This window comes from Campylobacter australis (assembly GCF_050586305.1).
In the GTDB taxonomy this organism is placed as follows: Bacteria; Campylobacterota; Campylobacteria; order Campylobacterales; family Campylobacteraceae; genus Campylobacter_A.
Genome location: NZ_JAXUAA010000005.1, coordinates 92,531 through 105,568 on the forward strand (window position 1 = coordinate 92,531; position 13,038 = coordinate 105,568).

Sequence of the window (13,038 nt, forward strand, 5' to 3'; positions counted from 1 at the left end):
TATGGCTAGGATTGGATTTTTATCTCACGCTGATATGAGCCAACAAAGAAACGATACAAATTATCGTTTCGTCTTGGCGAACCACCTTGGGCGAATATCAGCGAAATTTCAAAGAAAGTTTTTAAAGCATGGCTAGGATTGGATTTTTATCTCACGCTGATATGAGCATTTATTTTTTTAGAAGTCCGATTATGCTTGAGCTTAAAAGGCTTGGACACGAGGTTTTTGCGATCTGTCCGCAGGGCTATTTTATTAAGCGGTTAAAAAGTGAGTTTAATGTCGTTACTTATGAGCTTGATAGGGCGAGTTTAAATCCGCTTGTGGTGCTAAAAAATAGCCAAAAACTAACTGAAATTTTAAAAAGTCTAGACCTTGACTTGCTTCAAACCTCAGCTCACAAGTCAAATGTCTTTGGCACATTTGCCGCCAAAAAAGCAGGCATAAAACGCGTGATAAATTTAGTCGAAGGGCTTGGCAGCTTTTACATCGATAATGATTTAAAGACTAAAATCGTGCGGTTTGGTATTGAAAATTTATATAAAATTGCTCTAAATTTAAGCGATGGTTGCGTGTTTGTAAATGATAGCGATCCAAGCTATTTTGAAAGCAAAAATTTGATAAAAAAAGAGAAAATTTTTAAGATAAAAAGCGTGGGTGTAAATACCGCAAAATTTGATCCAAACAAGGTAACATCAGCAAATTTAGGTGAAAAAAAGATAGTTTTGATGATAGCTCGTGCGATGTGGCATAAGGGTGTGCGTGAGTTTTATGAAGCGGCACAAATTTTAAAAGATCGCACGGACTGCGAGTTTGTCTATGTTGGTGAGGGTTTTGATGGCAACAGCTCCACGGCTGATATCAAATTTCTAACAAGTGGCAATGTCCGATATCTTGGCGCAAGAGATGATGTGGCGGAGCTTTTAAAGGCTAGTTATATGCTGGTTTTGCCAAGCTATAAAGAGGGCTTTCCAAGGACGATTTTAGAGGCTATGAGTATGGCAAAAGCGGTCGTAGCAAGTGATGTAAGCGGGTGCAATGAAGCGGTAAAAAACGGCATAAATGGGCTACTGTGTGAGGTTAAAAACTCACAAGATCTAGCCAAAAAAGTGCAAATTTTACTAGATGATGAGATCATGGCTAAAAGGCTTGGCGAAAATGGGCGAGAGATGGCTGTGAGTGAGTTTGATGAGAGGGTTGTGGCTAAAAAATATATAGAAATTTATAGGAAATTTATCGATGTATAGGGCATTTTTTAAGCGATTTTTGGACTTTTTTGGTGCTTTGTTTTTGATAGGTCTAACATTGCCGATTATGATAATCCTTTGGATTTTGATAAGGCTTAAGCTTAAAACCGATCCGATTTTTACGCAGTCTCGCCCCGGCTTACACGGCAAAATTTTTAAAATTTATAAGTTTAAATCGATGAGTGATGAGCGTGATAAAAATGGCGAACTTTTATCTGATGAGCTAAGGCTTGGCGAGTTTGGCAAAAAGCTTCGCGGCCTTAGCCTTGATGAGCTTCCACAGCTTTTTAATGTGTTAAAAGGCGACATGAGCTTCATAGGCCCAAGACCGCTTTTGCCTGAGTATCTATCGCTTTACAGTACTGAGCAAGCCAAACGCCATGATGTGCGTCCGGGCATCACTGGACTCGCACAGGTAAATGGCAGAAACGCGATAAGTTGGGCTAAGAAATTTGAATATGACGCTTTGTATGCCAAAAATTTAAGCCTTGCACTTGATGTCAAAATCGCCCTTTTAACCATAAAAAAGGTCATCAAAAAAGATGGCGTTAGCAAAGATGGCATGGCAACGACTGAGAAATTTAACGGCTTTAATTAGGAAAAATATGAGTAAAATTTACATTTACGGAGCTAGCGGACACGGTCTTGTGGTGGCTGATATCGCCAAAACTTTGGGGTATAGCGAGATAGTTTTTTTAGATGATAAAAGCGATATGAAATTTAGCCAAGAACTACCAAAAGCCGATATATTTATCGCCGTTGGGGATAACAAAACTCGTGAAATTTTGCAAAACAAGGTTGAAAGTGCTGGATTTAGCGTGGTGAGCTTGATTCATAAAAGTGTGGTTTTAAGCCCAAGTGCCGTGATGGAACGCGGTGTGGTTATCATGCCAAATGCCGTGATAAACGCAAAAGCCGTGATAAAACGCGGTGCTATCATCAATACGGGCGCGATAATTGAGCATGAGTGTGTGGTGGGCGAGTTTGCTCACATCAGCCCAAACACAGCCCTTGCTGGGAAAGTAAAAGTAGGAGCCAGAACGCACATCGGCATTGGCTCAAGCGTCATTCAAGGCGTAAGTATCGGCAAGGACTGCACTATCGGTGCCGGTAGCGTAGTTGTGCGAGATTTGCCAGATAGCATAACGGCGTATGGAGTGCCGGCTAGGGTTAAGAGCTAGAAAATTGTATAGCTTATGCCACACAATTTTAACTATTTTTGACCGCAGTCAAAGACCTGTGCGTTAAGTCTATATGAGCGTATAAATCCTATCTCGCGCTCCGTGCAATTCACAGGTCTATTTCCTTGCATACAAATCGCCATCTCATTAAACACTCTAAGCATTATTCGCTTATTTGCACCAACAACTTGCGAAGCCGTATTTTTCGCATCATTTATTGCACTATCCCTTAAAGTTTGTAAATTTGCACCCATAGCACCAAGCTCGGTATCGCTTCTACCTTCTATCTCGCCCAAAACAGTGCAGTTATAAGGTGTGCTTCTAGCTATCGTAACACCAACAGCTTCCTTATGTAATGCAGTGGCGTAAAACATAGGTTGCGAAAAGCACCCAGAGAAAGCAAACACTATACAGACAAATACTATAAACCTAATCTTTTTCATAAATTCTCCTTAATATAAATTTTTACATATTATAAGCTACTTAAAATTAAAAAACATTGAAATATTCAATAAAAATATAATAAAACATAAAATAATTCAAATGTTAGTTTATCAGAATAAAATTTATAAAATAGCTTTGAAATTTTAAAAAGGAAGCTCTTGAAAAAAACTAAGCGGGATATGGCGTATCATCTTGACATAGATGTCGCTACACTTTATAACTGGCGTAAAAATAAGCCGAATTTATATCGCATCGTAATGCTTGGTTTTAAATTTGATGAAGCCATACAGCAGAGCAAATCAAACTACGAAGAGCTAAGTAAAATAGACGATCTTATAAAAGACGAAATCGCTAAAAAATCCTAAATTTTCACCACAAATCGCTAAAATTTGAAAAAATAATTTAACTTTAAATATTAAGTGCTAAAATTCACACAAATTTGCATAAGGAAATAATATGGATAGGGTTTTTTTATCTCCGCCAAATATGAGTGGGCGAGAGCAAGAGTATATCGCAGAAGTTTTTAAAAGCAACTACATTGCTCCGCTTGGCGAATATGTGAATAAATTTGAAAAAAGTATAAAAGACTACACTAGCGCAACTGATGCCTTGGCACTTAGCTCTGGCACGGCTGGACTACACCTAGCACTTCGCGTTTTAGGCGTGGGGCAGGGTGATGTGGTTTTGGCGTCTAGTTTTACATTTGCAGCATCGGTAAATCCGATACTTTATGAGAAGGCAACGCCTATTTTTATCGACTGTGATGAGAGCTGGAATTTAAGCCCAGAACTGCTTAAAAAAGCGATAAAATCAGCCCCGAAAAAGCCAAAAGCACTGGTTTTAACACATCTTTACGGACAGGCATCAAAGATGCGTGAAATTTGCGAAATTTGCCAAGAAAATAACATCGAACTTGTTGAAGATGCGGCTGAGGCACTTGGTGGATTTTACGATGGCAAGGCACTTGGGACATTTGGACGACTTGGCGTTTATAGCTTTAACGGCAACAAGATCATCACAACAAGCGGTGGCGGTATGCTAGTCGGAGAGCCTGAGCTAGTCGAAAAAGCGCGTTTTTACAGCACCCAAGCTCGCGAGCCACTACTTCACTACGAGCATAAAGACTATGGCTACAACTACCGCCTTAGCAACATTTTAGGCGCGGTCGGCGTGGCACAAATGGAGGTCTTAGAAAGCCGAGTTTTAGCCAAACGAGCCGTTTTTGAAATTTATGAGCGTGAGCTTGGCGATGTTTTGGAGTTTATGCCAGAGCTTGAAAATTCTCGCGGTAACCGCTGGCTAACAACTGGTGTTTTTAAAGAAAAAGGCATGCATCTAAAAGTTATCGATGCCCTAGCAAAGCAAAATATCGAGAGCCGTCCGCTGTGGAAGCCGATGCATATGCAGCCTGTATTTAAAGGTGTTTTAAGCGTAATTAATGGCACAAGTGAGAATTTGTTTGAGCGTGGAATTTGCTTGCCGAGCGGCTCTTGTTTGGATGAAAAAACGCAAGAGCGAGTTATAAAAATTGTAAAAGAGAGCGTTTGATGAGCGACCTTCAGGCGGTATTTAAGGCGACTAAACTAAAGCGTTTAGTGTTTTTTGTCCTTGCTGATATTTTGATATTTATAGCATCTATATATTTTGCATATCTGCTTAGATTTAATGGAAATATCCCCGAAATTTTTTATAATGGGCTTTTTGTTACGATGGGGCTTTTGGTTGTTTTTAAGCTTGTTTTTATGTGGATTTTTAAAATTTATAAGGTGCCTTGGAGATTTTTTGGACTAAATGAGGCGCGAAAAATTTTCCTAGCACACATTTGCGCGACCGTGCTTTTTAGCGTGATATATTTCATAGTGCAAGATTATTTAAATCCATATCCACAAAGCGTTATCTCAATAGATCTTTTGATCTCTTGTCTTATGGTAGGAGCTTTAAGAATTTCAAAGCGAATGTTTCTTGACTTTTCAACCAAGCCACACAAGGGCGAACCGTGTATCGTTTTTGGCGCAACAACAAAGGCTATACATGTTTTAAACGGACTAAGACAGGGGTATCTTGACTTTTATGCGGTGGGCGTTTTTGATGGCAGGCACGATCTTATCGGTACTTACTGCGACGGCTTTTTGGTGCAGGATAAGGCTGAAATTCCAGCCATTATTAAAGATTATAATGTAAAAACCGCTATCATAGCACTTGCGCTAAATCAAGATGATTTGCAAGTTATCTTTGATGAGCTTACAAGTTATGGAATTCGCGATGTAAAGATGTTTTCGCTTGTTGAAAATGAGCCTATAAAAGATATATCTATCGAGGATCTTTTAGCGCGAAAACCAAAAGATTTAGATCCTCAAATTATCGCAAATTTCTTAAAAGATAAAGTCGCGCTCGTAACTGGTGCAGGCGGAAGTATTGGAAGTGAAATTTGCAAGCAGTGTTTAAAGTTTGGTGTAAAACAGCTTATAATGGTTGATCACAGCGAGTATAATCTTTATAAAATAGGAGAAGATACAAAAGATGTAAGAACTGTTAGTAAGCTAGTAAATATCATAAATTTTGATGAACTAAAGGCTGTTTTTGATGAGTTTAAACCAGAGATAGTTTTACATGCAGCTGCTTATAAACATGTTCCTCTTTGTGAGCTAAACCCACGCTCAGCCGTTGAAAATAATATCATGGGCACAAAACATGTTATAGATCTATCAAAACACTATGGTGTAAAAAAAGTTGTGATGATAAGCTCAGATAAGGCTGTTCGCCCAACAAACATAATGGGCACAACAAAGCGTGTTTGCGAACTTTATGCGCTAAATTCAAACCAGCAAGGCGTATGTGAGATAGTTTGTGTTCGATTTGGAAATGTACTTGGTTCATCTGGTTCAGTTATACCAAAATTTAAAGAGCAGATAGCTAAAAATAAACCACTAAGTGTTACACATCCTGATATTACGCGCTATTTTATGCTAACAAGTGAGGCTTGCCAGCTTGTTTTGCAGGCTGCTTCTATCGCAAATGGAGGTGAGCTTTTTGTGCTTGATATGGGTGAGCCGATAAAGATAGTTGATCTTGCTAAAAAGATGCTTATACTCTCTAAAAAAGAGCATCTTGGGATAGAATTTGTAGGACTTAGAACAGGTGAGAAGCTGTATGAGGAGCTGCTTATTAATCCTGATGACGCAAAGACAAAGTTTGAAAGCATATTTGTAACACGCTCAGATCCATATGATTTAGAGCTTTTAAATACCCAAATCAAAGAGCTTTTAACTCTTGAAAATGCTCAAATTTCAGCTGCACTTAAAAATATAGTGCCTGAGTTTAACCATGCGTTAAATAACTAAAAAAAGGATAAAATTTGGTCATAAAAGATATACAACGCTTTAGTGAGATACGATATAAAGCAAGAGCTTACATTTTCTACCTTTTTGAGCGAAATTTACCAAACCATCTGCCCGGTGTTTCGGTTCAAAGCATTAAAGAGGGTTTTGAGAAGATAACACAAGAAATTCCAAGCTTTGATGCTTACTATATACTTGATAAAAATGGAGTTCAAATAGGCGATAGCATAAGTGTAAATCCATCAAACAGTGGGTGCGAAACAAAAAGTCATATAAACAATGCCTATTATTACCGTGTAATGCGCGAAAAAACGCCAGTTTTAAGCGATCCATATCCTTCAAATTTAAATGGCACACTATGTGTTACCGCAAGTATGCCGATATTTAATGATAAAAATGAGCTTTTATATATAGCTTGTATTGATATTTCGCTTGTCAATTTGCTAAAGATGGTTGATACTGGTGTTATTGAAAACTATTTTGGCAAATTTTTAAAATTTATATATACTTTATTTTGTAGTGCACTTTTTATAATCTGTGCTTTTTTGTTTGGCTATGCGGTCAAGAGTTTTCTTTCAAAAAGTATCCATCATATAGATATTGAAGAGGTTTTTGCATCGACTATTATCCTTACGCTAGCGCTTGCTATATTTGACTTGGTTAAGACTATATTTGAAGAAGAGGTTATAGGGCGAGGTCATAATGAAGATACCTTGCTATATAAGACGATGGTACGATTTATTGGCTCTATCATCATTGCACTTGCGATTGAGGCACTTATGCTTGTCTTTAAATTTGCCATCACTGCTCCTGAAAATATAATAAATGCGATATATCTAATAGGCGGCGTTTCGATGCTTATGATAGCTCTTAGCGTTTATCTATTTAGTGTAAAAAAGCAGGTTATTAAATGATAGCTATCATCGACTATGGTGCTGGCAATATACAAAGCGTTAAGAATGCTTTTGAAAAGATAGGCGCTAAAACTACACTTGTTAGTGATGCGGACAAACTAAAGAGCTATGATAAACTTATTTTGCCTGGAGTTGGCGCGTTTTCAGAGGCAATGCAAAGGCTAAAAACTACAAATTTAGACGAAGCCATAAAGGATTTTGTCGCTAGCTCAAAGCCTTTTTTGGGAATTTGTCTTGGTATGCAGCTACTTTTTGATCAGAGCGATGAATTTGGCTTTAGTGCTGGACTTGGGCTAATAAGTGGCAAGGTTGTAAAATTTCAAAATGATAAATTTATAACTCCACTTAAGGTTCCTCATGTCGGTTGGAATACGATAAATTTTAAAAAACAAACCGCGATAAATAAAGATTTAAAAGATAGCGAGTATTTTTACTTTGTGCATAGTTTTCATGCTGTTTGTGATGATGATGTTGTGCTTGGAGTTAGCGAATATGGCTACAACTTTGTCTCTGCTGTTGCAAAGGATAATGTTTTTGGCTTTCAGCCTCACCCTGAAAAAAGTCACGATACTGGACTTAAAATTTTAGAGAACTTTAAGGATCTTTGATGGAAATTTTCCCTGCTATAGATTTAAAAGATGGTAAAGCAGTAAGACTAAGTAAGGGCGATATGGCTACTGCAAAAGTATATTCAGATAGGCCTTGGGAGCTAGCAAAAGAGTTTGAGCAAATGGGCGCAAAATGGCTTCATGTAGTTGATCTTGATGGTGCATTTGCTGGAGATGTTATAAATTTTGAGGTTATAAAAAAGATAGTAAGTTCAACAAATTTGCAGGTGCAAGTTGGTGGTGGCATAAGAGATGAAGGTCGCATAAATAGATATCTTGATATGGGGGTTAGTCGTGTTATTTTGGGCTCTGTGGCGCTTAAATATCCAAATTTTGTGCGAGAAATGGCAAAGGCTTATCCTATAGTTGTTGGTATTGACGCAAAAAACGGCTATGTGGCGACTGAGGGCTGGGCTGATGTGAGTGATATGCCTGCGGTTGATCTTGCTAGAGAATTTGCTAACGCTGGAGTAAGGGCAATAATTTGCACAGATATTAGCAAAGATGGGATGCTTGGTGGGGTAAATTTAGATTTTACGCTTCAAATAGCAAGAGCAAGTGGTGTTGAGACGATAGCAAGTGGTGGTGTAAGCTCTTTTGAAGATGTTTTAGAATTAAAAAACAGTAGTGAGATAGGCGGTGTTATTGTTGGTAAGGCATTTTATGAAGGTAAAATCGACTTAAAAAGAGCTTTTAAATCACTTTTATAAATTTTAAAGCTTTAATCAATATAAAATTTGCTAGAATATAGTAATTTTTTCTTACAAAGGATATGATTGTGAAAATTTTGGTTGTAGATGATAGCTCAACTATGAGAAGAATTATTAAAAACACACTACAAAGGCTTGGGCATGAAGAAGTCTTAGAAGCTGAACATGGTGTTGAGGCTTGGGCTTTGCTAGGACAACATCCAGATGTGCAAGTGCTTGTAACTGACTGGAATATGCCAGAGATGAACGGACTTGAGCTTGTGAAGAAAGTACGCGCAGAGTCAAAATATGCAGATATGCCTATCATTATGGTTACAACTGAGGGTGGTAAGGCCGAGGTTATTACGGCTTTAAAAGCTGGAGTAAATAACTATATAGTTAAGCCATTTACACCGCAAGTTTTAAAAGAAAAACTTGAAGATGTTCTTGGCTAATGAGGGATAAATTTTACGAACTGAGTATAAAGAGTTCTAATTTTTATGATGAAATTTTGGAGCTTCTGTTCTCGTTTGGTATTACTTGCGTAGAGGAAAAAGATGGCAAAATACTTGTACGAGACGAGGAAGATCTAAGTCAGATAGAGTGGGGGGTTTGTGAGTATGTTGCAAAACTCTCGTCGCATTTTGGTGCTTTAAACGACTTAAAAACTCAGATACTTCAAAAAGATAACAAAGACTGGATAAATGAGTATAAAAGTGGTGTAAAGCCAGTTGCTTTAGGAAAATTTTATATTCGTCCAAGCTGGGAAGCTCAAGATGATAATTTAGAAAACATTGTTATAGATCCAGCTTTAGCGTTTGGCTCAGGACATCATGAAAGCACTAGCTCTTGTTTGCTCTTTTTGCAAAAATATGCTAAAAGTGGCGATCTTGCACTAGATGTTGGGTGTGGAAGTGGGATTTTAAGTATAGCGTTGGCAAAGCTTGGCTGTATCGTGCAAGCTTGCGACACAGATGAGCTTGCGACACAAAGTAGCCAGCAAAATGCTCTTTTAAACAAAGTACAGTTAGATAAAATTTGGACTGGCTCTATCTCAAATTTGGAACAAAAATATGACATTGTTGTAGCAAATATCATAGCAGATGTTATTTTTATGCTAAAAAAAGATTTAAAAAATATTTTAAAAAATGGTGCATACTTACTACTTTCAGGTATCTTACAAAAATATGAAGAGCGGATACTTGCAGACTTTGCTGACCTTGAGCTTGTTGAGAAAAAACAGGTGAATGATTGGGTTAGTTTTGTCTTTAAAAAGTAAATTTTAAGGAAAACAATGAATCAGAATTCTCAAAATAAAAACAATGGCAATGGTGGTGGATTTTTTAATAAAAATCCAATATTCATCTTTGCTATTTTTGCTATTGTTATAGTTTTAGTTTTTAGAAGCTTAACTAGTGACAGTATCGGTAATATGGGAATTGATAGTAGTTCAAATTCTACTAAAAATGTCTCATATTCAGAGCTAAAGGCAATGGTTTCTAGTAAGCAGATTGCAAAGGTTGAAATTTCAGATGGAACTATACGCGCTTTAGGAACAAACCAGAATATATACATAACAAGGCGTATTCATTCAGACCCTACCTTTATTCCACTTCTTGATAGTGTAGGTGTTGAATATAAGGCATACAATGATACAAATTGGCTTGCGGAATTAATGTTTTCATGGGTGTTGCCTGTTTTTATATTTTTTGGAATTTGGATGTTTCTTGCTAGTCGTATGCAAAAAAATATGGGTGGAGGCATTCTTGGTATCGGAAGTGCAAAAAAGCTCATAAACTCAGAGAAACCAACTGTAAAATTTGATGATGTTGCTGGTGTTGAGGAGGCAAAAGAGGAAGTTGTAGAGATAGTTGATTATCTTAAAAATCCTGATAAATACCTTCGTCTCGGTGCGAAAATTCCAAAAGGAATTTTGCTAGTAGGACCTCCTGGTACTGGTAAGACTCTGCTTGCAAGAGCTGTGGCTGGCGAGGCTGATGTACCGTTTTTTTCTATGTCAGCTTCAAGTTTTATAGAGATGTTTGTGGGTGTTGGTGCAAGCCGTGTTCGTGATCTTTTTGAAAGTGCAAAAAAAGAGAGCCCAGCCATAGTTTTTATAGATGAGATAGATGCTATCGGAAAGAGTAGAAATTCTGGCCCTATGGGTGGAAATGATGAGCGTGAACAAACTCTTAACCAGCTACTTTCTGAGATGGATGGCTTTGGTGCGGATAAACTTCCAGTTATCGTTATAGCGGCTACAAACCGCCCAGAAGTACTTGATGCTGCACTTTTAAGGCCTGGTCGTTTTGACCGCCAAGTTCTAGTAGATAAGCCAGATTTTAAGGGCAGGATAGATATATTAAAAGTCCACATGAAAGATGTAAAAATTTCAAAAAATGTTGATCTTGACGAGATTGGAAGGCTTACAACAGGTCTAGCTGGTGCAGATCTTCAAAATATCATAAACGAAGCAGCCCTTTTGGCTGGTAGAAGTTCAAAACCAGAGGTCGAGCAAGCTGATCTTATAGAGGCTGTGGAGCGCTCTATCGCTGGACTTGAGAAAAAATCACGCTGCGTAAATGAAAAAGAAAAACGCATTGTTACCTATCATGAAAGCGGACATGCACTTATAGCAGAGGTTACTAAAGGCGCAAAACGAGTTACAAAGGTTTCGGTTGTTCCACGTGGCTTAGCAGCACTTGGATATACGCTAAATCGTCCAGAAGAGAATAAATTTTTAATGCAAAAACATGAGCTTATCGCTGAAGTTGATGTTTTACTTGGCGGAAGAGCAGCTGAAGAAGTCTTTATAAAAGAAATTTCAACCGGTGCTAGCAATGACCTTGAGCGTGCGACTGATATATTTAAGTCTATGATTAGTATGTATGGCATGAGTGAAGTTGCAGGGCTTATGGTGCTTGAAAAGCAGCGTAGCAATTTCCTTGGTGGTCAAACTATTAAAGATTATAGCGATAAAACTGCGCAAATGGTTGATGATACGGTAAAAGAGATGCTAAAAGAGCGTTACGAAGCAGTTTTAGAAACACTAAAAACATATAGCGGGGCTATTGAAAATATGGTAAGTGCACTTTATGAGAGCGAAACTATCGAGGGCGATAAGGTGCGTGAGATTATTAGAAATTTTGAGCAAGAAAATGGGCTTGAAAGTAGGCTTGTTGAAGATGATGATAAAAATAGCCAAAAAGAGCCAAAAGATGAAGTTGCTCAGGAGACTAAGGGCTAGTAATGCAATATATATCAAAATACGGCTACAAGTATATCATCATAACACTTATACTAATGCTTGTATCTTTAAATTTTGATATATATGAGTGTTTTTTTGTATTTATTTTTATAGCTTGTGTTATCTTTTTTAGGGAGCGAAAAAATAGCATAAAATCAGCAGATGAAACACAAATTTTAGCTCCCATTGATGGAAAAATTTTAGAAATTTCAAAGGCTGAGCTTGAAGGTAAGCAATATACAAAACTTACCATCTTAAAGTCTTTGTGTGGAGTTGGTGTGGTTTATGCTCCATTTTCCGCCCAGCAAGTTACTTTAAGACAAAGACATGGTCTGTTTTTGTGCTCATATATGAAAATTTCATCAGCCTTAAACGAAAAAGCAATATACTTTTTTCAAAATAACGGTTTAAAATTTGCAATGCGACTTGTCGCTGGAGAGCTTTCTCGTAGTCTTGAAGTTCAAAATGTTCCTAGTTTTGTAAAAGGTGATGAGTTGGGTTTTCTTGGAAGCGGTAAGATTGTGTTATTTTTACCACTTGAGAGCAAAATTTGTGTTAGTGTAGGCGAGAAAATTCGTAGCCTTAGTACGCTTGGATATTTAGAAAAGGTAGTAGTAAATGAATAATCAAAAACCGCAATTAATGTATATTTTGCCAAATCTTTTCACAGCTTCTAGTGCATTTTTAGGCATTGTTAGCGTTATAGCTAGCATTAAAGGTGATTATGAAAAGGCGATTATTTGGATTATATTATCTCTTATTTTGGATGGACTTGATGGTAGAGTGGCTAGGCTTACAAAAACTACTTCAAAATTTGGGGTAGAGTTTGATAGTTTGGCTGATTTAGTTGCTTTTGGAGTCGCACCAGCCATACTTTTTTATCTTGCTATCGGACAACATTATGGCAGATTCGGAGTTCTTGTAAGCGCTATGTTTGTCGTTTTTGGTGCTATTCGTTTGGCTCGTTTTAATGTAACTACTGGCACATATGAACCAAATGTATTTATAGGGCTTCCTATACCCACTGCTGCGATAGTTAGTGCGCTTTATGTTGGTATGTATGTTAATTACGATCTTAAGGGTTTTGAGTGGATATATATATTTATGCAGTGCGTTTTGGCAGTGCTTATGGTAAGCAATATCCGTTATCCAAGCTTTAAAAAGATAAATCTAGAGCAAGCTCATGTGATGAGAATTTTGGTTGGTTTGGTTATAGCCTTTTCTATGCTTTATCTATATCCGCTAGAAAGTGCAATTATCGTCATGAGTATTTATGTTTTTTATGGTATAATCAGAGCCACTATAATGTTTTTTAAAAATTTTAAAAAGGAGAGTTCATGAGTGTTGGTGTTGCAAAATCAATGAAATTTTTA

At 37.4% G+C, this 13,038-nt stretch carries 16 protein-coding genes; 15 read left to right on the plus strand and 1 reads right to left on the minus strand.

The genetic code is table 11. The features are described 5' to 3' along the window. Position 1: 1 nt before the first annotated feature. The 4 genes from U5B17_RS07610 to U5B17_RS07625 are packed head-to-tail and all read left to right on the plus strand — an operon-like array spanning position 2 to position 2,425. Entirely contained in the window at positions 2-136 is a 135-nt protein-coding gene (locus U5B17_RS07610; RefSeq protein WP_430804751.1) for a hypothetical protein, read from the plus strand. Next, positions 129-1,244, plus strand: a complete 1,116-nt coding sequence (locus tag U5B17_RS07615; RefSeq protein ID WP_430804752.1) for a glycosyltransferase family 4 protein — start codon at positions 129-131, stop codon at positions 1,242-1,244. The genes U5B17_RS07610 and U5B17_RS07615 overlap by 8 nt, the downstream gene beginning before the upstream one ends. Then, entirely contained in the window at positions 1,237-1,842 is a 606-nt protein-coding gene (locus tag U5B17_RS07620; RefSeq protein WP_430804753.1) for a sugar transferase, read from the plus strand. The genes U5B17_RS07615 and U5B17_RS07620 overlap by 8 nt, the downstream gene beginning before the upstream one ends. Before the next feature lie 7 nt (positions 1,843-1,849). Then, a complete protein-coding gene (locus U5B17_RS07625; RefSeq protein WP_430804754.1) occupies positions 1,850-2,425 on the plus strand; it encodes an acetyltransferase in 576 nt (191 codons plus the stop codon). 32 nt (positions 2,426-2,457) lie between these two features. Here U5B17_RS07625 and U5B17_RS07630 read toward each other — a convergent pair whose 3' ends face one another. Continuing rightward, positions 2,458-2,868 carry a hypothetical protein gene (locus U5B17_RS07630; protein ID WP_430804755.1) on the minus strand — a complete coding sequence of 137 codons (411 nt, stop codon included), beginning with the start codon at positions 2,866-2,868 and terminating at the stop codon, positions 2,458-2,460. A gap of 180 nt (positions 2,869-3,048) precedes the next feature. Here U5B17_RS07630 and U5B17_RS07635 point away from each other — a divergent pair, with 180 nt between their 5' ends. The 11 genes from U5B17_RS07635 to pssA all read left to right on the plus strand — a co-directional run bounded on the left by U5B17_RS07635 (position 3,049) and on the right by pssA (position 13,006). Then, positions 3,049-3,234: a transcriptional regulator gene (locus tag U5B17_RS07635; protein ID WP_430804804.1), complete on the plus strand. Its 186-nt coding sequence runs from the start codon at positions 3,049-3,051 to the stop codon at positions 3,232-3,234. 91 nt (positions 3,235-3,325) lie between these two features. Then, positions 3,326-4,417 carry a UDP-N-acetylbacillosamine transaminase gene (gene pglE, locus U5B17_RS07640; RefSeq protein ID WP_430804756.1) on the plus strand — a complete coding sequence of 364 codons (1,092 nt, stop codon included), beginning with the start codon at positions 3,326-3,328 and terminating at the stop codon, positions 4,415-4,417. After that, entirely contained in the window at positions 4,417-6,210 is a 1,794-nt protein-coding gene (gene pglF / locus U5B17_RS07645; protein ID WP_430804757.1) for a UDP-N-acetylglucosamine 4,6-dehydratase (configuration-retaining), read from the plus strand. Before pglE ends, pglF begins: the two co-directional genes overlap by 1 nt. A gap of 14 nt (positions 6,211-6,224) precedes the next feature. Continuing rightward, positions 6,225-7,121, plus strand: a complete 897-nt coding sequence (locus tag U5B17_RS07650; protein WP_430804758.1) for a PDC sensor domain-containing protein — start codon at positions 6,225-6,227, stop codon at positions 7,119-7,121. Further along, entirely contained in the window at positions 7,118-7,729 is a 612-nt protein-coding gene (gene hisH, locus U5B17_RS07655) for an imidazole glycerol phosphate synthase subunit HisH (RefSeq protein ID WP_430804759.1), read from the plus strand. Before U5B17_RS07650 ends, hisH begins: the two co-directional genes overlap by 4 nt. Beyond that, complete coding sequence (gene hisA, locus U5B17_RS07660) at positions 7,729-8,439, plus strand: 1-(5-phosphoribosyl)-5-[(5-phosphoribosylamino)methylideneamino]imidazole-4-carboxamide isomerase (protein WP_430804760.1); 711 nt, start codon at positions 7,729-7,731, stop codon at positions 8,437-8,439. The genes hisH and hisA overlap by 1 nt, the downstream gene beginning before the upstream one ends. A gap of 68 nt (positions 8,440-8,507) precedes the next feature. Next, the gene (locus tag U5B17_RS07665) at positions 8,508-8,873 is read left to right on the plus strand and encodes a chemotaxis response regulator CheY (RefSeq protein ID WP_230057271.1); all 366 of its coding nucleotides are present in this window, start codon (positions 8,508-8,510) and stop codon (positions 8,871-8,873) included. Continuing rightward, positions 8,873-9,697, plus strand: coding sequence for a 50S ribosomal protein L11 methyltransferase (locus tag U5B17_RS07670; protein WP_430804761.1), 825 nt, complete (start codon positions 8,873-8,875; stop codon positions 9,695-9,697). The genes U5B17_RS07665 and U5B17_RS07670 overlap by 1 nt, the downstream gene beginning before the upstream one ends. A gap of 15 nt (positions 9,698-9,712) precedes the next feature. Next, the gene (gene ftsH, locus U5B17_RS07675; protein ID WP_430804762.1) at positions 9,713-11,665 is read left to right on the plus strand and encodes an ATP-dependent zinc metalloprotease FtsH; all 1,953 of its coding nucleotides are present in this window, start codon (positions 9,713-9,715) and stop codon (positions 11,663-11,665) included. 2 nt (positions 11,666-11,667) lie between these two features. Further along, entirely contained in the window at positions 11,668-12,291 is a 624-nt protein-coding gene (locus U5B17_RS07680) for a phosphatidylserine decarboxylase (RefSeq protein ID WP_430804763.1), read from the plus strand. Next, positions 12,284-13,006: a CDP-diacylglycerol--serine O-phosphatidyltransferase gene (pssA, locus tag U5B17_RS07685; protein ID WP_430804764.1), complete on the plus strand. Its 723-nt coding sequence runs from the start codon at positions 12,284-12,286 to the stop codon at positions 13,004-13,006. Before U5B17_RS07680 ends, pssA begins: the two co-directional genes overlap by 8 nt. The last annotated feature ends 32 nt before the right edge of the window (positions 13,007-13,038 follow it).

Bases quoted from the DNA above. Each gene is read 5' to 3' on its own strand.
- pssA (WP_430804764.1), top strand. From the start codon at position 12,284: ATGAATAATCAAAAACCGCAATTAATGTATATTTTGCCAAATCTTTTC.
- U5B17_RS07610 (WP_430804751.1), top strand. From the start codon at position 2: ATGGCTAGGATTGGATTTTTATCTCACGCTGATATGAGCCAACAAAGA.
- pglE (WP_430804756.1), top strand. From the start codon at position 3,326: ATGGATAGGGTTTTTTTATCTCCGCCAAATATGAGTGGGCGAGAGCAA.
- U5B17_RS07625 (WP_430804754.1), top strand. From the start codon at position 1,850: ATGAGTAAAATTTACATTTACGGAGCTAGCGGACACGGTCTTGTGGTG.
- U5B17_RS07615 (WP_430804752.1), top strand. From the start codon at position 129: ATGGCTAGGATTGGATTTTTATCTCACGCTGATATGAGCATTTATTTT.
- U5B17_RS07630 (WP_430804755.1), bottom strand. From the start codon at position 2,868: ATGAAAAAGATTAGGTTTATAGTATTTGTCTGTATAGTGTTTGCTTTC.
- U5B17_RS07635 (WP_430804804.1), top strand. From the start codon at position 3,049: ATGGCGTATCATCTTGACATAGATGTCGCTACACTTTATAACTGGCGT.
- hisA (WP_430804760.1), top strand. From the start codon at position 7,729: ATGGAAATTTTCCCTGCTATAGATTTAAAAGATGGTAAAGCAGTAAGA.
- ftsH (WP_430804762.1), top strand. From the start codon at position 9,713: ATGAATCAGAATTCTCAAAATAAAAACAATGGCAATGGTGGTGGATTT.
- U5B17_RS07620 (WP_430804753.1), top strand. From the start codon at position 1,237: ATGTATAGGGCATTTTTTAAGCGATTTTTGGACTTTTTTGGTGCTTTG.
- pglF (WP_430804757.1), top strand. From the start codon at position 4,417: ATGAGCGACCTTCAGGCGGTATTTAAGGCGACTAAACTAAAGCGTTTA.
- U5B17_RS07670 (WP_430804761.1), top strand. From the start codon at position 8,873: ATGAGGGATAAATTTTACGAACTGAGTATAAAGAGTTCTAATTTTTAT.
- U5B17_RS07680 (WP_430804763.1), top strand. From the start codon at position 11,668: ATGCAATATATATCAAAATACGGCTACAAGTATATCATCATAACACTT.
- hisH (WP_430804759.1), top strand. From the start codon at position 7,118: ATGATAGCTATCATCGACTATGGTGCTGGCAATATACAAAGCGTTAAG.